Below are 23,688 nucleotides of genomic sequence, written 5' to 3'. Positions count from 1 at the left end.
CACGAGCGTGGGTAATATATGCCTCACCACATGTCGTCAGAAGATCGGGTGCACACCATCGACCAGAACATCGCCTCTCGCCGTCCCGCCCCCGCCCACCGTCTCGACATCCAGGCCCTCCGGGCCCTCGCCGTGACGATGGTGGTCCTCGAGCACGTCACGGGGCGGCCCGCCGGCGGATTCGTCGGGGTCGACGTGTTCTTCGTCGTGTCGGGGTTCTTGATCACGGGGCTCCTGCTGCGCGAGGCCGATCGTCACGGACGGATCTCGATCGCGGCCTTCTGGCGACGACGCATCCGCCGCATCGTGCCGGCGAGCGTCCTGGTGCTCGTCCTGGGCACGGCGGCCACCTGGCTCGTCGTCGGCTCGTCCCGCGGGGCGTCGGCGGCGATCGACGCGCTCTGGTCCGTCGCGTCCCTCGCGAACTGGCACTTCGCCGCCACCGGGACCGACTACTTCGCCGCCCAGGGCCCCGAGTCGCCCTTCCAGCACTACTGGTCCCTCGCCGTCGAGGAGCAGTTCTACCTGGTCTGGCCCGTCGTGGTCGTCGCCGCGGTCGCCGTCGCCCGGCGACGGAAGGGGCCGACCGTCCCGAGGGTCGCCCTGGGGGTCCTGCTGCTGGTGCTCGTGCTCGGATCGCTGGCGTGGGCCTGGCACCAGTCCACGACGTCGCCGACCGTCGCCTACTTCTCGAGCCTGACCCGCGCATGGGAGCTCGCGCTCGGAGCGCTCCTCGCGACGGCGGCCCCCACGATGACCCGGCTCCCCGCCGTCCTCCGTCCGGCCCTGGCGTGGGTCGGCCTCGTCGGCGTCGTGGCCTCGGCCTGGGTCACGACGAGCACCGTCCCGTTCCCGGCCCCCGGCGCCCTGCTGCCCGTGGCGGCCACGCTGCTCGTCCTCGCCTCGGGCACGGGGTGCGCCGGCACACCGTGGCTCGGGCCCCTCGCCGGCCGGCCCGTGATGATCGTGGGAGACCTCTCGTACTCGATCTACCTCTGGCACTTCGTCGCCCTGGTCGTCGGCACGTCGTTGCTCGGCGACGAACCGGCCCGGCTCTGGCCTGCCGTCCTCGTGTCCACCCTCGTCCTGTCCGCCCTGACCTACCACTTGGTCGAACGGCCACTCATCACCTCGCCCCTCCTCGAGCCGGGACCACCCGGGCACGCCTGGCGACGGTGGAGACGAGACCATCGATCGACCTACCGGCGCGGAGGGGCTGCGCTGCTCGCGGTGGCCGCCCTCACGGCCACCGTCCTCGCCGTGGACGCCGTCCGCCCAGCCGCCGCTCCACCCGTCCTGCCCTCCGCGGCGAGCGACGGGGGCACCGACGGCGCCGCAGGGGGGACGACCGGCGAGCCCGGCGAGCCCGGCGGGACGGACGGTTCCGACGGCCTCGACGTCCCGTCGGTCGACGAGTGGTCCGGCGAGGTGGGCAGGGCGTTGTCGGCGACCTCGTGGCCCGAGCTCGACCCGAGCATCGAGTCGGTCCTCGACGGGACGCGGACCGGCAGCCCGCACCTCGCCTGCGGCGACGCCGAGGCCCAGGGCCTCACCCCGGACGACTGCTCGTGGACCTCTCCCTCGGCGAGCACCACCGTCGTGCTCGTCGGGGACTCGACGGCGATGCACCACCTCGACGCGCTCGTCCCCCTGGCCGAGTCGGCCGAGAACGGGTTCACCCTCGTCAACCGGGCCAAGTTCGCCTGCCCGTTCGTCGACATCCGCGTCCAGAACGACGTCACCGGCATCCTCGAGTCCTGCCGGGCGCACAACGACGAGACCCTCGCCCTGATCGACGAGACGCACCCCGACGTCGTCCTCGTGACCAACTCGTACCAGACGCTCTCCGAGGACGGAGGCGGCACGATCACGCCCGATCGGTGGTCCGAGGGCTTCGGCGCCTACGCCCGGCGCCTGGCCGACGCCGCAGGGTCCGTCGCCGTCCTCACGCCGCCGCCGGACGACGCCGACATCGCGTCGTGCTTCCGGCGCGGGGGCAGTCCCGTCGACTGCATCTCCCGGACGTCCCGGACCTGGATCGACCGCGCGGCCGCCGATCAGGACGTGCTCGAGTCGGTCGGCGGCGTGCTGGTCGACCTGCGTGTGCTGACCTGCGTCAGCGACCTCTGTCCGGCGTTCGTCGGCGACGTCCCCGTGAAAGAGGATCGCGTCCACCTCACGACCGCGTTCGCGGTGGCCGTGTCACCCGTCCTGGGCGACCTGCTCCGAGCCCGGGGCGTGCTCTGAGGTCGGCGACCACCCGGCCGAGACGACCACGTCAGCGAGCTCCCGGGGCGACCAGCGCGCGAGGTGCCGATCCTCCTGAGCGGCCCACACGTCCCACCACGGTTCGAAGGCGGCACCGTCGCGGTCGAGGGCCCGCCGCCGACGGGTGTCGGCGTCGAGCTCCAGCCAGACGCGGACGTCGGCGAGCGACGAGGAGGCGCGGGTCACCGCCCCGGCCCCTTCGACGATCAGCGAGACGGCCGGGTCGAGCACCTCCCACGCCCCCGCGCGGTCGTGCTCCCAGTCCCACCGCTGCCATCCCGGAGCGACCGGCGACAGGATGGACGTCTCGAGCGCCCGGGAGGCCGTCTCGAGCCCGTACCAGCCCGGGTAGACGTCGTCGAGGTGCACGAGCCGTGCAGGGCCCAGCCGGTCGTCGGGCCACGCGGCGGCCACCGCACGGCCGAGCGTGGTCTTGCCCGAACCCGAGCGGCCGTCGATCAACAGGACCACGCGACGCGAGCCGACCCGCGCCTCCTCGGCTCGGCGGAGCAGGACGTCGACGGCCTCGTCGACGACGACGTGCTCAGGCAAGGACGAACTCCCACGTGCCGGCCAGGACGGCCGCGGTCACCGAGGTGGCGGCGATGACGACGCCGACGGCGACGAGGACGACGTCCCGCAGGCCGAACGACGACGGACGCGCCCAGGTGCGCGGGGCGTCGCTGCCGAAGCCCTTGGCCTCCATGGCGGTGGCGAGCTTGCTGCCGCGTCGGACCGACAGCACGAGCAGCGCGAACGCCTGCTGCCCGAACCGCCGCAGCGCACCGATCGGACCGCCCGAGTCCGCGACGCCCCGGGCCCGTCGGGCCAACGCGAGCTGGCGCCAGTCGTCCATGAACAGCCCGACCAGACGCAACCCGGCGAGTCCCCCCAGCACGAAACGCGCCGGCAGCCGCAACACCTGCCCGAGACCGTCGGCCAGGTCGGTCGGGTCGGTCGTCGCGAACAGCACGATGCCCGGCACGCCGACGGCGAGGATGCGCAGGCCGATCGCTCCGGCGAGGGCCAGCGACCCCTCGGTCACCGAGAGGAACCCCCACTCGACCACCGACGCCCCGCCGTCGCGTCCGTAGAGGGCGATGGCGACGACCGACGTCGGGGCGGCGATCCAGAGCGGCGCCGTACGGGCGAGCAGCTGCCGGGCCGACAGACCGGCGAAGGGCAGCAACAGCCCCTCGAGCAGCAGAGCGGTGCCGGCCGAGACCCAGTCGATCGACAGCAGGAGGGCGAGCGCGAGGACGACGGCGGCGAGCAGCTTCGCGACCGGGTTGACGCGCCCGACCACGCCGGTCGCCACGACCGGGGTGAGCACGCTCATCGACGCGCCTCGACGGGGTCGGCGCGGCGGGCGTGGGCGCTCAGGTCGAGCACGTCGTCGGCGAGGGCCGCCACGAACTCCGCGTCGTGGGTCACGGCGACGACCGCGCGGCCCTCGTCGAGCAGGTCGGCCAGCAGGACCACGAGCTCGTGCCAGGTGCGGGCGTCCTGCCCGAAGGTCGGTTCGTCGAGCACGAGCACCGACGGGCGCGAGGCGAGCACGGTCGCGACCGAGAGCCGGCGCTTCTCGCCGCCCGAGAGCGTGAACGGGTTCGCACCGGCGAGGTGGTCGAGCCGCAGGCGGTCGAGGAGGTGGTCGACGCGCGACGCGACCTCCCTCGGGGACGCGCCCAGCGCCTCCGGCCCCACCGCCAGCTCACGACGGACGGTCGCCGTCAGGAACTGGTGCTCCGGGTCCTGGAAGACGGTGCCGACGCGGGTGAGCAGCTGTCGGGGCTTCCATCGGATCGGAGACGGACCGGCGCCGTCGGCGAACGACGGCGTGGCCTCGAGGACTCCGGCGACGGGGGCGAGCAGCCCCGCGACGGTGAGGGCGAGCGTGGACTTGCCCGAGCCGTTCGTGCCGGTCACCGCGAGCGCCCGCCCCTCGACGACCGTGAGGTCGATGCCCGTGGCCACCGCGCGGCCCTTGGGCCCCTCGTGCCCCACGTCGAGACCCGACGCCGTCACCAACCGGTCACCGGTCGTGCGCGACCGGACGGGCGCAGGAGGCGCGGCGCCGGGCACCCAGACCCCGGCGGCGACGAGGCGGTCGCGTTCGGCACGCAGCACGTCGTCGGGGCGACCGTCGGCCAGGACTCCCCCACCGGAGTCGAGCACGACGACGCGGTCGACGACGGGCAGCCAGACCGACACGCGGTGCTCGACGACGACGAGCGTCGCCTGCGTGTCGGCGACGACGCGGGCCACGGCGTCGCGCACCTCGACGACGCCCTCGGGGTCGAGGTTGGCCGTCGGCTCGTCGAGGAGCAGGAGGCCAGGACGCATGGCGAGGGCCCCGGCGAGCGCCAGTCTCTGCTTCTGGCCACCGCTCAGCTCGGACGTGGACGCGGACGGCGGCAGGTCGAGCCCGACGGCGTCGAGGGCGTGCCCGACGCGGCGCCAGATCTCGTCGCGGGGCACGCCGAGGTTCTCGCAGCCGAACGCGACGTCGTCGCCTACGCGGGCGAGGACGACCTGCGAGTCGGGGTCCTGCAGGACGAGGCCGACCCGGCCGCGCTGCTCGGCGGGGGCGCGGCCGTCCACCAGCAGGTCGCCGGCCTCGTCGCCCTCGTCGTCTCCGCCCAGCACCCCGGCGAGGCCGGCGAGCAGCGTCGACTTGCCGGCGCCGGACGCGCCGAGCAGCAGCACGCGCTCACCGGGGGCGACGTCGAGGTCGAGCTGCGAGACGGCCGGCAGGCGACGACCGGCGTGCCGCCACCCCCAGCCCCGGGCGGTGACGCGGGCACCCGCGTCCACCGCCGGTCGTCGGCCGCTCGTTCCGCTCACAGGAAGGACCACGAGGAGGCGCGCCTAGATCCTGGCGTCCGCCGAGCGTCCCGAGGCGAACCGCGAGAGCGCGCCCGTGCGGGCGAGGCCGCGGGCCGCGAGCCACGAGAGCAGGCCGGCGATGACGGTGCCCGAGACGACCGAGGTCACGACGTAGATCGTCTTCGAACCGGCGGCGTAGGCGGCGGCCGAGGCGAAGCTCGTGTCCATCAGGCCGACGGCGAGGCCGGCGACGGCACCCGCGAGCAGCACCGTGCCGATCCGCCACGACTTGTAGAGGAAGACCGCGAGCACGATCTCGGCGCCCAGGCCCTGGACGATGCCCCAGATGAGCACCGAGAAGCCCCACTGGGTGCCGATCAGCATCGAGACGACCGCCGCGACGACCTCGGTGTAGACGGCGGCCCCGGGCTTGCGGATGACGATGCCGCCCAGGACGCCGGCGAAGAGCCAGCCGCCGTTGAGGATGCCCTCGAAGCCGCCCGAGAAGCTCAGGACGCTGTCGATGGGCGTGTAGGCCAGGCCCCAGGCCCAGAAGACGACGCCGGCGGCCACGCCGATGACGCTGGCCACCACGATGTCAACGACGCGCCAGCGCCGGGTGGGGGTGGTGCGAGCCTTCGGCGTGAAGCCGGTCGACCTGTCGCGAGCCGCCGTGGAACGGTTTTCGGGCGTGGACGTGGACATCTGTTCTTCTCCTCCCTGCGCTGGCATGACCCAGATCAGGTTCGACGGTCGAAGCGTGGTTCGCTTCCTCTCAGCCCGGCTCACCGGACTCCCGTGTGTTGTGGGGACGATCATAGCGCCGGGCCGAGGGACGCGTCCGCGACGGCGTCGACCGAACGGTCCGCCTAGGGTGGCGGCATGAGTTGGCCTCCCGTCGCACCGCCCGCGCCTCCGGCTCCGCCGCCGGGCCCGGCCCGCCCTCGGCCACGCCACCCCGCCCAGCTCGTCCTGCCGATCACCTCGGTGGTGCTCGTGGTCGTCACCGGGGTCGTCCCCTTCGTCGTCCTCCAGCCGATGATCCACTCCTACCGCGGCGAGGCGGCGGCGTACGGCATCCACGCCTTCGGCGTCGCGACGGTGGCGTCGGTGCTGTGCTGGGTCCTCGCGGTCGTGACGGTCGTCGTCGGCGTGGTCTCCCTCGCCCTCCGACAGCGCCTGATGGGGTTGCCGATCACCGCCGTCACCCTGGCGGTGCTCCTCGCCTTCGCCGGGCCGGTCGCCTACCTGCTGATCGCCCTGTCGGCCGACGCGTACTGACGCGTCAGAGTCCGGCGGCCTTCCGGACGAGGGCGGCGACGGAGGCGCGGGTCGCGTCGTCGGCGCCGGTCACCGCGTACGAGGTGGCCCAGAGCGTGCCGTCGTCGAGCCGGGCACCGTCCTGGAACCCGAGGGTCGAGTAGCGCGTGCCGAACTTGGCGCCGGGCTGGAAGAACACGACGGCCTTGCCGTCCTCCCGGGCGTAGGCGGGGAAGCCGTACCAGGTCTTGGGGGCGAGGTTCGGGGCGTGCTCGGCGACGACCTCGTGCACCATCTGGGCGATGGGCCGCTCGACATCGGTCATGGCCGCGATGGCGTCCGTGGCGTCCTGCGCCTCGGCGGCCGACTTGTCGGCCAGCTTCTGACGCTTCGCCTCGGCCCGCAGTTCGGCGGCGCGCTGCTTCATGGCGGCCTTCTCTTCTTTGCTGAACCCGGCGTCGGCCATGATCGTGCCCTTCTCGTGCGTGCGTGCGTCGGCTCGGTCGGGTCGGCGTACGCCCCATGGTGACAGGCAGGATGGTCGCCATGCACCTGAATGTCACGACCACCGGCGACGGCGACCGTCACGTCGCCCTCGTCCACGGGCTCGGCGCCGACGGTGCGACCTGGAAGCCGATCGTCGACCGGTTCGTCGCGACCGGTTCGTACACGGTCACCACCCTCGATCTACGGGGTCACGGTCTGAGCGACCGGGCGTCGTCGTACCGGCTCGACGAGTTCGCGGACGACGTCGCCTCGGCCCTGCCCCGGGGCCTGCACGAGGTCGTCGGGCATTCGCTGGGTGGCTCGGTCCTCGTCCGTGCCGTCGACCGGCTGCAGCCTCGGACGGCCGTCTACCTCGACCCGGGGTTCTCCCTCGCCCTGCCGACGACGGGTCTCGCCGGCCGGCTCTTCTGGGCCGCGCCCACCGTGACGATGGGTGTCGCGGCCCTCGCCCAGGCGCGGAAGGGCGCCCGACTTCGCGCCGGGTACGACGACGCGACCCGCGCCTCCTCGGATCAGGCCCGTGCCCGGTTCGACTCGGGCATGGCGACGGGCGTGTTCCGCGACGTGGCCTTCCACCCGGTCGCGACGACGGAGCCCGCGGTGCCCTCGGTCATCGTGCTGTCCGACGACTCCCCCGCCGTCCTGCCGGAACGGCTCGTGTCGGGCTACCAGCAGGCCGGCTGGCGGATCCGCCGCCTGCCGGGCGTGCACCACGACATGCAGCTCGAGGCACCAGACCGTACCTTCGCCCTGCTGGCCGAGCTGCTCTGACGCTCGTCGGCGGTCAGGCCTTCGGCAGGGCGTGACCCTCGGTGTCGAGGTGGTCTCGCCAGGAGCGCTTCGCCCTCCAGCCGAGCATGCGGGCCGCCTTGGCGGTCGAGATGCCCGACGCGTCGGCCCGGGCGAGTTCGCGCAACTCGATCCGGTCGCCGTGGTGCTGACGGAGCGTGGCGGCGAAGTCGTGGCCGCCGGCGTTGTCGGCTGCTGCGATGTAGAAGACCTCGTGACCCGGCAGGTCGGACTCTGCGGCGAGCAGGAGGGCGTCGGCGAGGTCGTCGGCGTCGACGTAGCTGCCGAAGTTCGCACTGTCGGGGTCGGCCTCGCGCACCTGAGGGCCGAGGTTGGCCTCGTAGTTGCCGTCGTCGTGGACGGTGCTCGGGCGGATCGAGATCGCGCGCAGGTCGGAGCGGCGGACGGCGGCGTCCATCAGCTGTTCGCCGAACGCCTTCGAGAGGGCGTAGGGGTCCTGCGGGTGGAGGGGGTGCTCCTCGTCGACCGGCACGTAGTCGGGCAGGAAGGGCCGTTCGGGGAAGAAGTTGCCCACGATGCTCTCGCTCGACACGTTGACGAAGCGGGGCACGCCGAACCGCACGGCCGCCTCGACCAGGTTGAACGTGGACATCAGGTTGGTGTGGAACACGACGTGGGCCGGGTTCGCGGTGGGCTGCGGGATGGCCGCGACGTGGACGACGACGTCGGCCCCCGCGACGACCGAGAAGGCCGTCCCCGCGTCGGTCAGGTCACCCATCACGTACCGGCCGGGCTCGTCGACGCCCGTGTCGAAGACGGGCCGGACGAGGTCGACGCCGAGGACGTCGTGCCCGGCCTCGACGAACCGGCGGACGGCGGCACGGCCGACCTTGCCTCGTGATCCCGTGATGACGACCTTCACGACGCGCTCCCTCGATCGAGGGATGCGCCGAGGGCCGGAGCATCCACCGGGACGACGCTACGCCGCGCGGCCCCGAGGAGGCGCGCTCAGTCCTTCACGCGGCGTGCGTGCGTCCGCGCCTTCATCCGGTTGCCGCAGGTCGCCATGGAGCACCACTTCGCACTGCCCGGACGGCTGTGGTCCACCAGGAAGAGGTTGCACTCGTCGTTCGCGCAGGCCCGGAGGCGCCCGGGGAGCCGCGAGGTCACGCTCGACCACGCCGACACGGCTTCGGCGGCGAGGCGGTCGTCATCGGCGACCCGGAGCTCCCAGACGACGCCATCCCGGGTCGTCCGGGGGATCTGCACGGCCCGGTCCATGACGTCGGCGAGCTCGGCGACGGCCCCGTCGTCACCACCGCGGACGACGGCGTGCAGGGCCTCCCGCACGCGCCGGAGCTGGGCGACCTCGCCCGAGGAGCCGGTACCACCCCAGGTCCGCGCCAGATCTCGCCCTGCCGCGCCCTCGAGGGCGTCCGTCGGGACACCGTCGACCACCGGTGCGCTGTTCAGCACGGCCAGCAGCAGCTCTTCGTCACGCAGCACGTCTCCCCGCTCTCTCGCACCGTCCGGCGCATCTCGACCATGCTACCGTCGGAATAACCGCTAAAACAATCCAAAGGGGTTAGACATGCACATCGTCCACCACCGCACCGCCTCCGTCGACGGGCTCGACGTCTTCTACCGCGACGCCGGGCCCGCCGACGCGCCCGTCCTCGTCCTCTTGCACGGCTACCCCACGAGCTCGCACATGTTCCGCCACCTCATCCCCGCACTGGCCGACCGATACCGCGTCATCGCCCCCGACCACATCGGTTTCGGCCGCTCCTCCGCCCCGTCGGTCGACGAGTTCGACTACACCTTCGAGGCCCTGGCGCGGGTGACCGGTCGTTTCCTGTCGATCATCGGCGTCGCGCGGTACGCGATTTACGTGCAGGACTACGGCGCCCCCGTCGGGTGGCGCCTCGCGCTGGCCGAGCCCGACGCGGTGACCGCCGTCGTCTCGCAGAACGGCAACGCGTACGAAGAAGGCTTCGTGCCGAGTTTCTGGGACCCGATCTGGGCCGACGCCGCCGAACGGACGCCCGAGACGCGCGACGCGCTCCGGCCCGCCCTGGGCCGCGAGGCGGTCGAGTGGCAGTACACCCACGGTGTACCGGACCCCACGTCCGTCGACCCCGATGCCTGGGAGCACGACCTCGCGCTCCTCGCCCGACCGGGACAGGACGACGTCCAACTGGCGCTCTTCCGCGACTACGCCACCAACCGCACCCTGTACCCCGCCGTGCACTCCTGGCTCCGCGCCTCCCGCGTCCCGGTCCTCGCGATCTGGGGGCGCAACGACGAGATCTTCGATGCCACCGGTGCGGGTGCGTTCACCCGCGACTCCCCCGACGCTCGCGTCGAGCTCGTCGACGGTGGACACTTCCTGCTCGAGTCGCACCTCGATCTGGTCGCGGCCACGATCCGGGAGTGGCTCCCGAACACGTGATCCGGACCACCCGCGGCCGCTCGCTCAGGACCGGAGGTCGAGGCGGCCCGGGTTCAGGGCGGCCCACTGCAACAGCATGATCGTCTTGCCGTCCACGATGCGCCCGTCGGCGATCATCTCGAGGGCGTCCCGGAACGGCAGCTCGAGGACCTCGATGTCCTCCCCTTCCTCCTCCACGCCACCCCCGTCACCGGTGCGGTCGGCCACCGAGTACGTGGCGGCGTAGAAGTGCACGCGCTCGGTCACCGACCCCGGGCTCATGTAGGCGTCGAACACGTGGATCAACCCGCCCACCTCGACCCCGAGTTCTTCGCGCGTCTCTCGGCGGATCGCGGTCTCGGGATCGTCCTCGTCGAGGAGTCCCGCGGCGGTCTCGACCAGCATCCCGTCGGGATGGTCGTTCACGTAGGCGGGGAACCGGAACTGCCGGGTCAGGAGCACCGTCCCCCGCCGCGGGTCGAACAGGAGGATCGTCGCCCCGTTGCCGCGGTCGTACGTCTCGCGCTGCTGGGTCGACCACCGCCCGTCGCGACCGCGCACGTCGAAGGTGGTGCGGCGGAGCACGTGCCAGCCGTCCGAGGTCACCTCGACGTCGCGGACCACGACGTCGGGGTTGCGGGCGAGGTCGCGGCCGGTGAGGTCGAGGCCCGTCCGTCCGCGACCGTCGGGGGAACGGGAGCCACGAGAGTTCATCACCCCACGAAAATAACGGAGGGCGACGACCCGCGAGGGCGGGAACGACCGGTGATGACATCCGTCACACGATGTGGTGACGCCTCGGCACTTGTCGAGGACGTCACCCTCTGGTGTGCTTCCGGAGGAGCGTCCGGACCCGACCCGGACGCCCGGAGAGAAGACCCCGTGCGTACATCCCTGAAGGTGACCCTCTGGACCGTCGGTGCCCTGGTGGCCCTGCCCGTCCTGACGCTGGCGACCACGTCGATCGTCGACGTCGTCGCCACGGGGTCGGAGCTGGCCGCCATCACCTCGTACGGCGAGCTCGTACCCGTCGACGGGAGGGAGATGAACGTCGTCGTCAGCGGGTCCGGAGCGGACACGATCGTCCTGCTCCCGGGCCTCGGGACGGCGGCACCCGGCCTGGACTTCCAGCCGCTGATCTCCGAGCTCGACGACACCCATCGCGTCGTCGCCGTGGAGCCGTTCGGCACCGGGCTGAGCGACCAGACCGACTCCCCCCGCACGGCGGAGAACATCGCAGGCGAGGTGCACGAGGCGCTGCGCCGACTGGGCATCGACCGCTACGCGCTCATGGGGCACTCGATCTCGGGCATCTACGCCCTCGAGTACAGCAGGCTCTTCGGGGACGAAGTCACGGCGTTCATCGGGATCGACAGCAGCGTCCCCGACCAGCCCGGCGCGGAGGACCCCGTGCCGACCGACGGACTGGCCACGCTTCGCGGCCTGGGTCTGATCCGCGTGGCGAACGCACTCGCCGGCGACGCCTACGCCGGACTGCCGTACGACGAGGGCACGAAAGAACAGATGCGCTTCCTCACCACGAAGAACTCGACCGCTCCGACCCTGCTCGACGAGATGGACCACGCAGCGATCAACGTCGCGTCGGTCAGCGGACGGACGTTCCCGGCGGACCTGCCGGTCCTTCTCTTCGTGGTGCAGAACGGCGCCGACGACGACGGGTGGCTCGAGCTGCACGAGGCCCAAGCGGCGAGCGTCGACCGCGGCCAGGTCGTCGCGCTCGACGGAGACCACTCCCTGCACCACACGCAGTCGACTCGGATCGCCGACGACACCGACGAGTTCCTCGCCGGGTGAGGCAGCACGGGAAGGGTGGAGGTCACGGCGGGGTAACGAAGATGATGCGTTCCAATCCTTTTCGGGCCCGGTGGCGAACCCAGTACATCCCCACCGGGACCAACTGACAAGGAGCTTCACCATGAACGCTTTCACTCGCAAGAACATCACCAAGACCACCCTCGGCCTCGTCGCCTCGGGCGCCCTGCTCTTCTCCCTCGCCGCGTGCTCGATGGACTCCGGCACCTCGACCGACACGTCCTCCTCGTCCAGCTCGTCGTCCTCCGAGCCCAGCGCCGCGTCGACGCCCGCCGCGTCGATCGCCGACCTCAGCAACGGCGTCGACACCCAGGTCGCCGTGGACGCGTCCTTCGTCGACGCCCTCACGAGCCTGGGCCTGACCCCCGGCGTCGTCGGCACCGCGACCTTCACCGACGGCACCTTCGCCTTCCCCATCACGGGCGGCAACGTCGACTACTACGGCCCCGACAGCGACGTGCGACCCTACGTCCAGGGCGAGATCGACCACGACGGCTCCGGCCTGTCGCTCACCTCGGCCGACGGCACCGTCGTCGAACTCACCGACTTCCGCATCGACCCGGGTGAGAGCAAGCTCTACGGCACCGTCACCGCCAACGGCACCGTCGCCGCCGAAGACGCCTACCTCTTCAACCTCTACGGTGGCACGCTCAAGCCCATCCAGATGGAAGGCTCCAACGCCGTCCTCGAGGGCACCACGGTGCACGTCAGCCCCGACGCCGCCGCCCTGCTGAACCAGACCTTCAAGACCGACGCCGTCCAGGACGAGATGCTCGTCGGCGTCGCGAAGATCACCGTCGCCACCGAATAAGCAACACCCCCGCCTGCCGGCCTCCGGGTCGGCAGGCCCCCGGGTCGTCTCCGTGGCGACGCGCCGGCCCTCACCTTCCGTCGAGGACCGGTCATCCCGGTGGCCCCCCTCGCGCTCCCCTGCGCGAGGGGGTTTCCTCGGCCCTGGCCACGCCGCCGACCGACGAACGGAACCCCATGGTCCCCACCGCCTCTCCCCTGACTCCCCCGATGCTCCTCGGGCACCTCCCGACGCATCCCCACGCCGAGCCCGTCGAGGTGCACCTGCCCCGTTCGCGCTTCCCCGTGGCGATCAGCTTCGAGTCGTCGGACACGTGGTCGATCGCCGAGCGCTTCGGCGAGCAGCTCGTCAGCCACGGGCGACTGGCCTACCGCGCCGGCGCGTTCGTCGTCCGCACCGCGGCCGGCACCACCCGCTACGGCCACTCGTGGCAGGCCGCCGTCACCGCCCACCTGCTCCGCCGCGGCTGACCACGGCCGCACGTGTGGTTCCGCCCGGGAAACCCCGGCGGATGGCCCGGGTGTCGGCGATCGGAGCGGCCCCGTCCGCCATGACGGCAGACCATCACCACCCGGGTCAGCCCAGCGTCAGCTGCCCGTCGGCCTCGAGCCACTCCAGGCCCTCGACGACGGCCTGGACCGAGGTGTAGCGCGGCGAGTAGCCCAACAGACGGCGCGCCTTGGCGATGCTCATCGAGTGGCTGCGCGATGCGTGCTGCCAGGACGCGTCCGCGTTCTCGTCGGACGTCTGGTCTCGGAACTCGGCCCACGAGACGAACCGCAGCCGCGCCTCCTGCCCGTGGTGCCGAGCGATCGCCTCGGCGAGACCGCGCAGCGTGATCGCCCGCTCGCTGACGACGTGGAAGGCCTCACCGACCACCTGCGAGTGCCGCTCGGCCGCGAGCTGGAACGCCTGCGCGACGTCGTCGGCGTGGACGTGGTGGACGGTCTCGAGCCCGAGGCCCGGCATCGCGATCTCGCGCCCGGCGGCGAGGGCCTCCCAGACGGAGAGGTCGAGGTTGCCGACCGCGTTGATCATCGGCCAACCCGGGCCGGTGATGTGCCCGGGGTGCAGCACGATGCTCTGCACTCCGCCCGGGCGCCGTGACTCGCGAAGCAGCAACTCTTCGATGGCGGCCTTCTGCGTGCCGTACTCGCCGAACGGGGTGCGCTCGTCCTCTTCGGTGATCGGCACCTCACGCGACGGACCGTGCACCCAGACCGTGCCGCAGTGCACCAGCACGGTGCCCGTGCCCTGCAAGGCGTCGACCATCTGCCGCGCCGACGCGACCGTGAAGCAGATCATGTCGATCACGACGTCGGCCCCGAGCCCGGCGATCTCGCCCGCGAACGTGCCGTCGGCGTCGCCCGCCTCGCGGTCGAGCAGGAGGCGCGTCACGCGTGACCACGCCGCGTGCGACCGATAGGGCTCGGACTCCCCCCGGCTGACGGCGACCACCTCGTGGCCGGCCTCGACGAGACGCGGGACGAGGAATCCGCCCACGTGGCCGGTGGACCCGATGACGACGATCTTCACGACGCCACCCCCGACACGGTCGAGAGGGCCGGGAACGGACGGCGGGGACGAAGGGTGGCAGCTCTGCGCACGGCATCGGAGGACATGGCTCGACGCTACCCGGCGCCCCCGACACCGGTGTACCCCGCATGGGGGTCACGCGGCGTCCCCTCAAGTGCCCACTGCGCCGTGGCCCCGGATTCTTCAGACTTCCTCTGAGGAGCACGGCGGCTCGTCGGATCATCGGGCACGGCCCGCGACGAGCCATCCGCTCCGCGCGTCCCATCCGGCACGCGCGACCCGACGAGGAGAACCATGACCTTCACCGACCCCCGCGCCCGCGGCACCCGCCGCCGCGTCACGACCGTCTGTCTCGCGGCGTCCCTGACCCTGGGACTCGTCGCCGTGGGCTCCGGCGCCGCCGTCGCCGCGCCTCCCACGGCCGCGCCCGGTGCACCCGCCGCACCCGGCAAGCCGGGTCCCGCCCCGACGCTGCCGGTCGTCGAGGGGCCGGTGATGAACTACGTCGTCAACGCGGGCAAGGCCAACCCCGGCGCGACCAAGCAGGTCGAGCGGGCGGTCGCCGCGGCCGGCGGCAGCGTCATCGCCGCGTACGCCGAGCTCGGCGTGGTCGTCGCGCAGTCGAGCAACGCGAACTTCGCCCCCTCGGTGCGGAGCGACAAGGCCGTCTCGTCGGCCGGTGCCACCCGCACCGCCGCGGTCGCCGAGACCGACCCGACCTACGGCGTCGGCACGACCGCCCCGGGCCCGGGCAAGCCCGTCAGGCCCGGCCACCCGGGCGGTCCAGGCAAGCCCGGTGGTCCCGGACACCCCGGCAAGCCGAAGGCCGCGACCTCGCCCGAGCAGCGGCTCGAAGAGGCCACGACCGTCGTCGCCGACCCCCTCGAGGCGCAGCAGTGGGACCTCACGGCCATCGGGGCCGACCAGGCGCACCAGGTCACCGACGGCAGCCGCGACGTGCTCGTGGCCGTGCTCGACTCGGGCATCGAGGGCGACCACCCCGACCTGCAGCCGAACATCGACGTGGCCGCCTCGGCGAGCTGCCTGACCGGGACGCCCGACTCGAGCTACGCCGCCTGGCAGCCCACGACGAGCGACCACGGCACCCACGTGGCCGGCACGATCGCCGCGGCCCGCAACGGCGTCGGCATCGTGGGCGTCGCCCCGGGCGTGACGATGTCGGCCGTCAAGGTCGTCAGCGACGACGGCTTCATCTACCCCGAGGCCGCGATCTGCGGCTTCATGCAGGCCGCTGCGACCGGTGCCGACATCACGAACAACAGCTACTACGTCGACCCGTGGCAGTTCTGGTGCGGCTCGGACGTCGACCAGGCGGCCGTGCTGACCGCCGTCGACCGCGCCGTGCAGTTCACCCAGAAGAAGGGCATCGTCAACGTCGCGGCGGCCGGCAACTCGTCGATCGACCTCGCGAACAAGACGGTCGACACGGACAGCCCGAACGACACCACGCCGACGACCCGCCCGATCGACTCACGCTGCCTCGACATCCCGACCGAGCTCGACGGCGTGGTCACCGTGTCGTCGACCACCTCGGCCGGGGCGAAGTCGGGCTTCTCGAACTACGGCGAGGGCGTCGTCGACGTCGCGGCCCCCGGTTCGGCCATCCTCTCGACCGTGACCGGCGGGGGCTACGGGACCAAGTCGGGCACCTCGATGGCCTCGCCGCACGTCGCCGGCGTGCTGGCCCTGCTGAAGTCGACCCACCCGCGTCTCGGCGGCACGGCCCTCGTCGGGTTGCTCGAGCGACAGGCGACCGACACCCCGTGCCCGACCGGCACGACCACCTGCACCGGCACGCCGGCCGACAACGGCTGGTTCGGTGAGGGGATCGTCGACGCCCTCGCCGCCGTGACGAAGTAGCCGACCCAGCAGGAGGAGCAACACAGAGCGAGCACCGCCCCGACGGGGCGCCCGCCCGGCCCGTGCGGCCCGGCGGGCGCCCCGTCCTCGCGCGGACGGGGCGCCCGTTCGCCCCTAGGCTGAGCGAGTCCCAATCGGAGGTTCGATGCACACCTGGCCCGGCAACCCCTACCCCCTCGGCGCGACCTACGACGGCAGCGGCACCAACTTCGCGATCTTCAGCGAAGCCGCCAGCAAGGTCGAGTTGTGCCTGTTCGACGACGACGGCACCGAGACGAGGGTCGAGTTCACCGAGGTCGACGCCTACGTCTGGCACGCCTACCTGCCCACCGTGCAACCCGGTCAGCGCTACGGCTACCGCGTGCACGGCGAGTACGACCCCGCGAACGGCTCGCGTGCCAACCCGAACAAGCTCCTCCTCGACCCCTACGCCAAGGCCACCTGCGGCGAGATCGACTGGGACGAGGCGCTGTTCGCCTACACGTTCGGCGACCCCGACTCGCGCAACGACAAGGACAGCGGCCCGCACATGATGCTGGGCGTCGTCATCAACCCGTTCTTCGACTGGCAGGGCGACCGCGCCCCCAAGTACAGCTACGACGAGACCGTCATCTACGAGGCGCACGTCAAGGGCCTCACCGAGACGCACCCCGACATCCCCGAGGAAGAACGCGGCACGTACGCCGGCGTCGCGAACCCGGCGATCATCGACCACCTGAAGAAGCTCGGCATCACGACCCTCGAGCTGATGCCCGTGCACCAGTTCGTGCAGGACAACACCCTGCTCGAGAAGGGCCTCAGCAACTACTGGGGCTACAACACCATCGGGTTCTTCGCCCCGCACGCCGCCTACTCGGCCACCGGCGACATCGGCCAGCAGGTGCAGGAGTTCAAGACGATGGTGCGGGTGCTGCACGACGCCGGCATCGAGGTCATCATCGACGTCGTGTACAACCACACGGCCGAGGGCAACCACCTGGGTCCGACCCTCTCGTTCAAGGGCATCGACAACGCCGCCTACTACCGGCTGATGGACGGCGACCAGCAGCACTACATGGACTACACGGGCACCGGCAACAGCCTGAACGTCCGTCACCCGCACTCGCTGCAGCTCATCATGGACAGCCTGCGCTACTGGGTCACCGAGATGCACGTCGACGGCTTCCGCTTCGACCTCGCCGCGTCGCTCGCCCGCGAGTTCTACGAGGTCGACCGTCTCTCGACCTTCTTCGAGCTCGTGCAGCAGGACCCGATCGTCTCGCAGGTCAAGCTGATCGCCGAGCCCTGGGACGTCGGCCCCGGTGGCTACCAGGTCGGCAACTTCCCGCCCCAGTGGACCGAGTGGAACGGCAAGTACCGCGACACCGTCCGCGACTTCTGGCGCGGCGAGCCCTCGACGCTCGGCGAGTTCGCCAGCCGGATCACCGGCTCCGCCGACCTGTACGAACGCGACGGGCGACGCCCGGTCGCGAGCATCAACTTCGTCACCGCTCACGACGGCTTCACGATGCGCGACCTCGTCAGCTACAACGACAAGCGCAACGACGCCAACGGCGAGAACGGCAACGACGGCGAGAGCCACAACCGTTCGTGGAACTCCGGGGTCGAGGGCGAGACCGACGACGGAGAGATCCGCGCCCTGCGCGAGCAGCGTCAGCGCAGCTTCCTCGCCACCTTGCTGCTCAGCCAGGGCGTGCCGATGCTGCTGCACGGCGACGAGCTCGGTCGCACGCAGGGCGGCAACAACAACACGTACGCACAGGACAACCAGATCAGCTGGATCGACTGGCCCAACGCCGACCGCGAGCTGATCGAGTTCGTCGCCGAGGTCATCAAGCTGCGCCACGACCACCCGACCTTCCGCCGCCAGCGGTACTTCAACGGCCGTCCCGTCACCCGTGGCGAGGGCGAGCCCCTGCCCGACATCGTCTGGTTGACGACCGAGGGCGACGCCATGCAAGAGGGCGAGTGGAACGAGTCCTACGCCAAGGCGATCGGCATGTTCCTCAACGGCAACGGCATCCGTGGCCGTGACGCCCGAGGCGGTCGCATCACCGACGTCAACTTCGTCCTGTACTTCAACGCCAGCGCCGAGACGGTCACCTTCGTCCTCCCGCCCGACGAGTACGCCCAGGGCTGGGAGGTCGTGGTCGACAGCACCGTGACGGCGCCTCCGCCGCCCGCCAGCGCCGCCCCCCGCACCCCGACGGCCACCCGCGCCGCCACCACCACCCAACCGCCCTCGACCCCGCAGGCCCCCGCGGCCCTGCGGGCCGGCGATCGACTCCCCGTGGCGGGTCGCTCGCTCGTCGTCCTGCGTGCCACGGCCGAGGAAGAACTGTGACCCGACACGAACCGACCATGCACCCGCGCTCGACGTACCGCCTGCAGGTGCGCGCCTCCTTCGATCTCGACGCGGCAGCCGAGCTGGTGCCCTACCTGCGCGACCTCGGTGCCGACTGGGTCTACCTGTCCCCGATCCTCGCCGCCGAACCGGGCAGCGACCACGGGTACGACGTCGTCGACCACAGCCAGGTCGACCCCGAGCGGGGCGGCGCCGAGGGGCTCGACGAGCTGTCGACCAGCGCCCACGCCGCAGGACTCGGCGTCCTGGTCGACATCGTGCCGAACCACGTCGGCGTCGCCACCCCGAAGGCGAGCGTCTGGTGGTGGGACCTCCTGACCCACGGCCGCGCGTCCCGTTACGCCGACGCGTTCGACGTCGACTGGGCCGCCGGCGGCGACAAGGTGCTGCTGCCGGTGCTCGGTGAGCCCGCCGCGGCGGACGGCTCGATCGAGGGCCTCACGGTCGACGGTGACGAGCTGCAGTACTACGACAACGTGTACCCGATCGCCCCGGGAACGAGCTCGCCCGGCGACGACGCCGCCACCGTGCACTCGCGGCAGCACTACGAGCTCGTGCACTGGAAGCGCGCCGACACCGACCTGAACTACCGCCGCTTCTTCGCGGTCAACACCCTCGCGGGCATCCGCGTCGAGGACGAGGGGGTCTTCGCCGAGTCCCACGCCGAGATCGGCCGCTGGTTCTCGGAGGGCCTGGTCGACGGCCTCCGCGTCGACCACCCGGACGGACTGGCCGACCCGAAGGGCTACCTCGACCTGCTCGCGGCCCTGACGGGTGACGCCCACGTGCTCGTCGAGAAGATCCTCGAGGGGGACGAGCGCCTGCCCGAGGACTGGGCGACGGCCGGCACGACGGGCTACGACGCCCTCGCCGACCTCGACCGCCTCTTCGTCGACCCGAACGGCGCACCCGCCCTCGACGCCCTCGACGCGCGCCTGCGCCGGGCCCGAGGCGTGGACGCCGACGAGCACGCCGCCGGGGCGGACGAGACCACCGGCGACGAGCCCGTCGACTGGCACGAGATGATCCTCGGCACGAAGCGCGGCATCGCCGACGGCATCCTCGGCAGCGAGATCAACCGCCTCGCCCGGCTGATCGCCGAGGGCGACACCGTCGACCCGTCCGTGGTCGACGCTCTGGCCGAGCTCGCCGCCGCCTTCCCGGTGTACCGCAGCTACCTGCCGCAGGGTGCCGAGTGGCTGACCGAGGCCGCCGAGGTCGCCACGACCCACCGCCCCGACCTGGCCGACGCCGTCGGACGCGTCGTCGCCGTGCTGCGCGACGAGTCGCACCCCGCCTCCGTGCGCTTCCAGCAGACGAGCGGCATGGTCATGGCCAAGGGCGTGGAGGACACCGCCTTCTACCGCTACAGCCGCCTGGCGACGCTGACCGAGGTGGGCGCCGATCCGAGCGAGTTCTCCGTCACTCCTGACGAGTTCCACGCGCGTCAGCAGGTCCGCCTCGCCGAGCGTCCCTTCGGCATGACGACCCTCTCCACGCACGACACCAAGCGCAGCGCCGACGTCCGCGCCCGGGTCTCGGTGCTGGCCGAGGTCGCCACCGAGTGGGCGGCGACCCTCGAACGCCTGCGCGAGCTGGCCCCGGTCGGCGACGGCCCGTTCGAGAACATCCTCTGGCAGACGATCGTCGGCTCGTGGCCCGCGTCGCGCGAGCGCCTGCACGCCTACGCCGAGAAGGCGTCCCGCGAGGCGAGCACGTCGACCACGTGGACCGACCGCACCGCCGAGGCCGAGGCCTTCGAAGGGCGGATGCACGCCGCCGTCGACTCCGCGTTCGACGACGACGAGGTGCGTCACGAGGTCGAGCGCATCGTCGACGTGCTGCGTGCACCCGGTTACAGCAACTCCCTCGGCGTCGCGCTGATGCAGCTGACCGGCCCCGGCAGCCCCGACGTCTACCAGGGCGGCGAGCTGTGGGACTTCTCGCTCGTCGACCCCGACAACCGACGCGAGGTCGACTTCGCCCTCCGCCGGCGCCTCCTGGACGAGGTCCGCGGCGGCGCGACGCCGGCGATCGACGACACCGGTGCCGCCAAGCTCGTGGTGACGCACCACGCCCTGACGCTGCGCCGCGACCGACCCGACCTGTTCACGCGCTACGCCGCGTTGCCGGTCTTCGGCGAGCAGGCCGCGTCGGCCGTCGCCGTGGACCGCGGCGGGGCGCTCGCGATCGCGACCCGCCTGCCCGTGGCCCTCGAGCAGGCCGGCGGCTGGGACGACACCGTGGTCCTGACCGCAGGAGGCGCGTACCGCGACGTGCTCACCGGCCGTCGGCACGAAGGCGGTCGCCTCCGGCTGGCCGACGTGCTCGACACGTACCCCGTCGCCCTGCTGATCCCCGCAGAGGACTGACCCCGTCGGGTCGCGCCCCGTCGCGCCCGACTACCGTCGCCCCCGGGCGAGACGTCACGACATGCCGCTCACCTCTCGACGTGAGCGGCATGTCGTGCCTTCTCGGCCCCCTCCCCCGCCCCTTCCGAACCCGAGGAGACCGATGAGCGTCTACGACGTCTGGGCCCCGAAAGCGACCACCGTCCACCTGCACCTCGACGGCGAGCTGCTGCCGCTGTCCGCCGAGCCCGAAACCGGCTGGTGGCGCGCCCCCGCCGACCTCGACCGGGGCCCGGGGCACCGCTACGGCTTCGTGCTCGACGGCGGCGACTCCCCCGAGGGCGAGACGCCGCTGCCCGACCCCCGCTCGCGTCGCCAGCCCGACGGCGTGCACGGCCTGAGCGAGACCTACGACCCGGGCGCCTTCGCGTGGACCGACGACGCGTGGACCGGCCGCCAGCTGGCGGGCTCGGTCGTCTACGAGCTGCACGTCGGCACCTTCACGCCCGGGGGCACGCTCGACTCGGCGATCGAGAAGCTGCCCCACCTGGTCGACCTCGGCGTCGACCTGGTCGAACTGCTGCCGGTGAACGGCGTCAACGGCCGCTGGAACTGGGGCTACGACGGCGTGGACTGGTTCACGGTGACCGACAACTACGGCGGCCCCGAGGCGTACCAGCGCTTCGTGGACGCCGCGCACGCGGCGGGTCTCGGCGTCGTGCAGGACGTCGTGTACAACCACCTCGGCCCGTCGGGCAACTACCTGCCGCTGTTCGGGCCGTACCTGTCGAGCAAGCACGCGAACACCTGGGGCGACAACGTCAACCTCGACGACGACGGTGCCCACGAGGTGCGCGAGTTCATCCTCGACAACACGGCGATGTGGCTCGACGACTACCACGTCGACGGCCTGCGCCTCGACGCCGTGCACGCCCTCAAGGACGACAGCGAGGTCCACCTGCTGCAGGAGCTCGCCGAGCGGACCGCCGCGCTCAGCAGCCACCTGCGTCGGCCGCTCTCGCTGATCGCCGAGAGCGACCTGAACGACCCGCGCCTCGTCACGCCGCGCGACGGCGGCGGCTTCGGCCCCGACCACCGCCAGGGCTACGGCCTCGACGCACAGTGGAGCGACGACTTCCACCACGCCGTGCACGTCGCCCTGACCGGCGAGACGACGGGCTACTACGCCGACTTCGAGCCGCTCGGCGCCCTGGCCAAGGTGCTGACCAAGGGCTTCTTCCACGACGGCACCTGGTCGTCGTTCCGCGAGGCGACGCACGGGTACCCGGTCGACACCGAGCACATGCCGACCTGGCGCCTCGTCGTGGCCAACCAGAACCACGACCAGATCGGCAACCGGGCGATCGGCGACCGCCTGGCCGCGACGCTCGACGACGGGCAGCTGATCATCGCCGCGGCGCTGACCCTGGCCGGTCCGTACACGCCGATGCTCTTCATGGGCGAGGAGTGGGGCGCCTCGACCCCGTGGCAGTTCTTCACCTCGCACCCCGAGCACGACCTCGGCGAGGCGACGGCGAAGGGCCGCATCGAGGAGTTCGCGAAGATGGGCTGGGACGAGTCGTCCGTGCCCGACCCGCAGGAGCCCTCGACGTTCGAGGACAGCAAGCTCGACTGGTCCGAGCTCGAGACCGGCCGCCACGCGGTGTTGCTCGACGCGTACCGCCGTCTGGGGGCGCTGCGCCGCAGCGAGCCCGCCCTGACCGACCCCCGCTTCGGCGAGACGGGCGTCGAGTACGACGGCGACGCCCGCTGGCTCGTGCTGACGCGCGGTGACCTGAAGATGGCGATCAACCTCGCCGGCCAGGAGGCGCGGGTCGCGGTGAGCGCCGAGACCGTCCTGTTCGCCAGCGACGCGTCGATCGCCGCGGGGTCGAGCCTGCTGCTCCCGGCGCACTCGGTCGCGATCGTCCGCTGACGCGGGCACGGCCGACGCGCACTCGGCCGACGCGGGCCCGACCGGGGCCAGGACAGATGACGCGCGCCCGGGGCTGACCACCCCGGGCGCGCGCGTGCCGCCTCCCTGCTAGCGCGTCGACACGCCGCCACGCACGGGCCCGACCCGGTGCGAGGTCGCGCGGACGCTCGGCAGGCGACGGTGTCGCACGACCAACTCGACGACGGCGCGGGACCGTCGACGCAGACCCCACAGGGTCACCTTGGTCAGCGACTCCCGGACGATCGAACCGCTCATCTTCGAGGCGCCGTGGATGCGCTCGGTGAACGTGATCGGAGTCTCGACGACCCGCAGGCCCGCCTGCAGCGCGCGCCAGAGCAGGTCGACCTGGAAGCAGTACCCCCGCGACTCGACCCGGTCGAGGTCGATCCGGCGCAGCGCGGACGAGCGGAACACCCGGAACCCACCGGTCGTGTCGGCCACGCGGATGCCCAGGGCTCCCCGCGTGTACCAGCTGCCGCCACGGCTGAGCAGCTCCCGGCGGAGGGGCCAGTTCTCGACGGCGCCGCCGGGCACCCACCGTGAGCCGAGCACGAGGTCGTTCTCGCGGAGCAGCTCGAGCATGCCGGGCAGGTACTCGGGGTGGTGCGAGCCGTCGGCGTCCATCTCGACGAGGGCGTCGTAGCCTCGCTCCAGCCCCCAGGCGAAGCCGGCGAGGTAGGCGGCGCCGAGGCCGGCCTTCTCGGTGCGGTGCATCACGTGCACGCGGGGATCGCGGTCGGCGTAGGCGTCGGCCAGCTCTCCGGTGCCGTCGGGCGAGCCGTCGTCGACGACGAGGACGTCGACCGCGGCGCCGGAGGCGAGGGTGCGCCCCACGATCCAGTCGAGGTTCTCGCGCTCGTTGAAGGTCGGGATGATGACGAGGGCGTCGTTCATGGTGGGGTCCTTTCC

The 23,688-nt window shown here is 72.1% G+C and carries 21 protein-coding genes, 1 pseudogene and 1 riboswitch; of the genes and pseudogenes, 11 read left to right on the top strand and 11 right to left on the bottom strand.

Annotation, left to right across the window (positions count from 1 at the left end):
• Positions 1 to 30 precede the first annotated feature (30 nt).
• Positions 31 to 2,247 carry an acyltransferase family protein gene (locus ACVJ1F_RS06055; protein WP_456885231.1) on the top strand — a complete coding sequence of 739 codons (2,217 nt, stop codon included), beginning with the start codon at positions 31 to 33 and terminating at the stop codon, positions 2,245 to 2,247.
• Here the strand turns inward: ACVJ1F_RS06055 and ACVJ1F_RS06050 are convergent.
• The 4 genes from ACVJ1F_RS06050 to ACVJ1F_RS06035 all read right to left on the bottom strand — a co-directional run bounded on the left by ACVJ1F_RS06050 (position 2,203) and on the right by ACVJ1F_RS06035 (position 5,802).
• The gene (locus ACVJ1F_RS06050) at positions 2,203 to 2,820 is read right to left on the bottom strand and encodes an ATP-binding protein (protein WP_456885229.1); all 618 of its coding nucleotides are present in this window, start codon (positions 2,818 to 2,820) and stop codon (positions 2,203 to 2,205) included. The genes ACVJ1F_RS06055 and ACVJ1F_RS06050 overlap by 45 nt on opposite strands.
• On the bottom strand, positions 2,813 to 3,607 hold the full coding sequence (locus ACVJ1F_RS06045) for an energy-coupling factor transporter transmembrane component T family protein (RefSeq protein ID WP_456885227.1): 795 nt from the start codon (positions 3,605 to 3,607) through the stop codon (positions 2,813 to 2,815). The genes ACVJ1F_RS06050 and ACVJ1F_RS06045 overlap by 8 nt, the downstream gene beginning before the upstream one ends.
• Positions 3,604 to 5,115: an ABC transporter ATP-binding protein gene (locus ACVJ1F_RS06040; RefSeq protein WP_456885226.1), complete on the bottom strand. Its 1,512-nt coding sequence runs from the start codon at positions 5,113 to 5,115 to the stop codon at positions 3,604 to 3,606. The genes ACVJ1F_RS06045 and ACVJ1F_RS06040 overlap by 4 nt, the downstream gene beginning before the upstream one ends.
• A gap of 24 nt (positions 5,116 to 5,139) precedes the next feature.
• Positions 5,140 to 5,802 (bottom strand): ECF transporter S component, encoded by a 663-nt coding sequence (locus tag ACVJ1F_RS06035; RefSeq protein ID WP_123571879.1) that lies wholly within the window; start codon positions 5,800 to 5,802, stop codon positions 5,140 to 5,142.
• Positions 5,798 to 5,906: riboswitch (TPP riboswitch) on the bottom strand. It overlaps the preceding gene by 5 nt.
• Before the next feature lie 73 nt (positions 5,907 to 5,979).
• Here ACVJ1F_RS06035 and ACVJ1F_RS06030 point away from each other — a divergent pair.
• Positions 5,980 to 6,378: a hypothetical protein gene (locus ACVJ1F_RS06030; RefSeq protein ID WP_456885224.1), complete on the top strand. Its 399-nt coding sequence runs from the start codon at positions 5,980 to 5,982 to the stop codon at positions 6,376 to 6,378.
• Positions 6,379 to 6,382: 4 nt separating this feature from the next.
• Here the strand turns inward: ACVJ1F_RS06030 and ACVJ1F_RS06025 are convergent, their stop codons facing one another.
• Positions 6,383 to 6,823: a hypothetical protein gene (locus ACVJ1F_RS06025; protein ID WP_456885223.1), complete on the bottom strand. Its 441-nt coding sequence runs from the start codon at positions 6,821 to 6,823 to the stop codon at positions 6,383 to 6,385.
• 80 nt (positions 6,824 to 6,903) lie between these two features.
• On the opposite strand from ACVJ1F_RS06025, the gene ACVJ1F_RS06020 reads away from it, so the two are divergent.
• Positions 6,904 to 7,635, top strand: a complete 732-nt coding sequence (locus ACVJ1F_RS06020) for an alpha/beta fold hydrolase (RefSeq protein WP_456885221.1) — start codon at positions 6,904 to 6,906, stop codon at positions 7,633 to 7,635.
• A gap of 13 nt (positions 7,636 to 7,648) precedes the next feature.
• Here ACVJ1F_RS06020 and ACVJ1F_RS06015 read toward each other — a convergent pair whose 3' ends face one another.
• From ACVJ1F_RS06015 to ACVJ1F_RS06005, 3 genes and pseudogenes are all read right to left on the bottom strand, one after another.
• The gene (locus tag ACVJ1F_RS06015; protein ID WP_159826970.1) at positions 7,649 to 8,536 is read right to left on the bottom strand and encodes an NAD-dependent epimerase/dehydratase family protein; all 888 of its coding nucleotides are present in this window, start codon (positions 8,534 to 8,536) and stop codon (positions 7,649 to 7,651) included.
• A gap of 86 nt (positions 8,537 to 8,622) precedes the next feature.
• Complete coding sequence (locus ACVJ1F_RS06010; RefSeq protein WP_456885259.1) at positions 8,623 to 8,784, bottom strand: CGNR zinc finger domain-containing protein; 162 nt, start codon at positions 8,782 to 8,784, stop codon at positions 8,623 to 8,625.
• Positions 8,785 to 8,805: 21 nt separating this feature from the next.
• Positions 8,806 to 9,123, bottom strand: a pseudogene (locus ACVJ1F_RS06005) (ABATE domain-containing protein); the annotation flags it as partial.
• A gap of 82 nt (positions 9,124 to 9,205) precedes the next feature.
• Between ACVJ1F_RS06005 and ACVJ1F_RS06000 the strand changes: the two are divergent.
• Entirely contained in the window at positions 9,206 to 10,066 is an 861-nt protein-coding gene (locus ACVJ1F_RS06000; RefSeq protein WP_456885219.1) for an alpha/beta fold hydrolase, read from the top strand.
• A 24-nt stretch (positions 10,067 to 10,090) separates the two neighbouring features.
• Here the strand turns inward: ACVJ1F_RS06000 and ACVJ1F_RS05995 are convergent, their stop codons facing one another.
• The gene (locus ACVJ1F_RS05995; protein ID WP_123571883.1) at positions 10,091 to 10,759 is read right to left on the bottom strand and encodes an NUDIX domain-containing protein; all 669 of its coding nucleotides are present in this window, start codon (positions 10,757 to 10,759) and stop codon (positions 10,091 to 10,093) included.
• Positions 10,760 to 10,927: 168 nt separating this feature from the next.
• On the opposite strand from ACVJ1F_RS05995, the gene ACVJ1F_RS05990 reads away from it, so the two are divergent.
• The 3 genes from ACVJ1F_RS05990 to ACVJ1F_RS05980 all read left to right on the top strand — a co-directional run bounded on the left by ACVJ1F_RS05990 (position 10,928) and on the right by ACVJ1F_RS05980 (position 13,159).
• Entirely contained in the window at positions 10,928 to 11,860 is a 933-nt protein-coding gene (locus tag ACVJ1F_RS05990) for an alpha/beta fold hydrolase (protein WP_456885217.1), read from the top strand.
• Between the two features lie 121 nt (positions 11,861 to 11,981).
• On the top strand, positions 11,982 to 12,689 hold the full coding sequence (locus ACVJ1F_RS05985; protein ID WP_456885215.1) for a hypothetical protein: 708 nt from the start codon (positions 11,982 to 11,984) through the stop codon (positions 12,687 to 12,689).
• A 209-nt stretch (positions 12,690 to 12,898) separates the two neighbouring features.
• Positions 12,899 to 13,159 (top strand): hypothetical protein, encoded by a 261-nt coding sequence (locus ACVJ1F_RS05980; RefSeq protein WP_456885213.1) that lies wholly within the window; start codon positions 12,899 to 12,901, stop codon positions 13,157 to 13,159.
• Positions 13,160 to 13,265: 106 nt separating this feature from the next.
• Here the strand turns inward: ACVJ1F_RS05980 and ACVJ1F_RS05975 are convergent, their stop codons facing one another.
• Positions 13,266 to 14,225: an NAD-dependent epimerase/dehydratase family protein gene (locus tag ACVJ1F_RS05975; protein ID WP_173152613.1), complete on the bottom strand. Its 960-nt coding sequence runs from the start codon at positions 14,223 to 14,225 to the stop codon at positions 13,266 to 13,268.
• A 294-nt stretch (positions 14,226 to 14,519) separates the two neighbouring features.
• On the opposite strand from ACVJ1F_RS05975, the gene ACVJ1F_RS05970 reads away from it, so the two are divergent.
• From ACVJ1F_RS05970 to treZ, 4 genes are all read left to right on the top strand, one after another.
• Complete coding sequence (locus ACVJ1F_RS05970) at positions 14,520 to 16,106, top strand: S8 family serine peptidase (protein ID WP_173152616.1); 1,587 nt, start codon at positions 14,520 to 14,522, stop codon at positions 16,104 to 16,106.
• A 145-nt stretch (positions 16,107 to 16,251) separates the two neighbouring features.
• Positions 16,252 to 18,450 (top strand): glycogen debranching protein GlgX, encoded by a 2,199-nt coding sequence (glgX, locus tag ACVJ1F_RS05965; RefSeq protein WP_082460561.1) that lies wholly within the window; start codon positions 16,252 to 16,254, stop codon positions 18,448 to 18,450.
• Positions 18,451 to 18,467: 17 nt separating this feature from the next.
• Positions 18,468 to 20,843 (top strand): malto-oligosyltrehalose synthase, encoded by a 2,376-nt coding sequence (gene treY / locus ACVJ1F_RS05960; protein WP_456885257.1) that lies wholly within the window; start codon positions 18,468 to 18,470, stop codon positions 20,841 to 20,843.
• Between the two features lie 142 nt (positions 20,844 to 20,985).
• A complete protein-coding gene (gene treZ / locus ACVJ1F_RS05955; protein WP_456885211.1) occupies positions 20,986 to 22,758 on the top strand; it encodes a malto-oligosyltrehalose trehalohydrolase in 1,773 nt (590 codons plus the stop codon).
• A 108-nt stretch (positions 22,759 to 22,866) separates the two neighbouring features.
• On the opposite strand, the gene ACVJ1F_RS05950 is transcribed toward treZ, so the two are convergent.
• Positions 22,867 to 23,673 (bottom strand): polyprenol monophosphomannose synthase, encoded by an 807-nt coding sequence (locus ACVJ1F_RS05950; protein ID WP_056048503.1) that lies wholly within the window; start codon positions 23,671 to 23,673, stop codon positions 22,867 to 22,869.
• Positions 23,674 to 23,688: the final 15 nt, after the last annotated feature.

This window comes from Frigoribacterium sp. 2355 (genome assembly GCF_054060695.1).
This window is presented reverse-complemented; position numbering and strand designations above follow the sequence as displayed.

What these genes read in the sequence shown, in the direction of transcription:
- ACVJ1F_RS06055 (WP_456885231.1), top strand. Translation starts at nt 31, where the DNA reads ATGTCGTCAGAAGATCGGGTGCACACCATCGACCAGAACATCGCCTCT.
- ACVJ1F_RS06045 (WP_456885227.1), bottom strand. Translation starts at nt 3,607, where the DNA reads ATGAGCGTGCTCACCCCGGTCGTGGCGACCGGCGTGGTCGGGCGCGTC.
- ACVJ1F_RS06035 (WP_123571879.1), bottom strand. Translation starts at nt 5,802, where the DNA reads ATGTCCACGTCCACGCCCGAAAACCGTTCCACGGCGGCTCGCGACAGG.
- ACVJ1F_RS06030 (WP_456885224.1), top strand. Translation starts at nt 5,980, where the DNA reads ATGAGTTGGCCTCCCGTCGCACCGCCCGCGCCTCCGGCTCCGCCGCCG.
- ACVJ1F_RS06025 (WP_456885223.1), bottom strand. Translation starts at nt 6,823, where the DNA reads ATGGCCGACGCCGGGTTCAGCAAAGAAGAGAAGGCCGCCATGAAGCAG.
- ACVJ1F_RS06020 (WP_456885221.1), top strand. Translation starts at nt 6,904, where the DNA reads ATGCACCTGAATGTCACGACCACCGGCGACGGCGACCGTCACGTCGCC.
- ACVJ1F_RS06000 (WP_456885219.1), top strand. Translation starts at nt 9,206, where the DNA reads ATGCACATCGTCCACCACCGCACCGCCTCCGTCGACGGGCTCGACGTC.
- ACVJ1F_RS05995 (WP_123571883.1), bottom strand. Translation starts at nt 10,759, where the DNA reads ATGAACTCTCGTGGCTCCCGTTCCCCCGACGGTCGCGGACGGACGGGC.
- ACVJ1F_RS05985 (WP_456885215.1), top strand. Translation starts at nt 11,982, where the DNA reads ATGAACGCTTTCACTCGCAAGAACATCACCAAGACCACCCTCGGCCTC.
- ACVJ1F_RS05980 (WP_456885213.1), top strand. Translation starts at nt 12,899, where the DNA reads ATGCTCCTCGGGCACCTCCCGACGCATCCCCACGCCGAGCCCGTCGAG.
- ACVJ1F_RS05970 (WP_173152616.1), top strand. Translation starts at nt 14,520, where the DNA reads ATGACCTTCACCGACCCCCGCGCCCGCGGCACCCGCCGCCGCGTCACG.
- glgX (WP_082460561.1), top strand. Translation starts at nt 16,252, where the DNA reads ATGCACACCTGGCCCGGCAACCCCTACCCCCTCGGCGCGACCTACGAC.
- treY (WP_456885257.1), top strand. Translation starts at nt 18,468, where the DNA reads ATGCACCCGCGCTCGACGTACCGCCTGCAGGTGCGCGCCTCCTTCGAT.
- treZ (WP_456885211.1), top strand. Translation starts at nt 20,986, where the DNA reads ATGAGCGTCTACGACGTCTGGGCCCCGAAAGCGACCACCGTCCACCTG.
- ACVJ1F_RS05950 (WP_056048503.1), bottom strand. Translation starts at nt 23,673, where the DNA reads ATGAACGACGCCCTCGTCATCATCCCGACCTTCAACGAGCGCGAGAAC.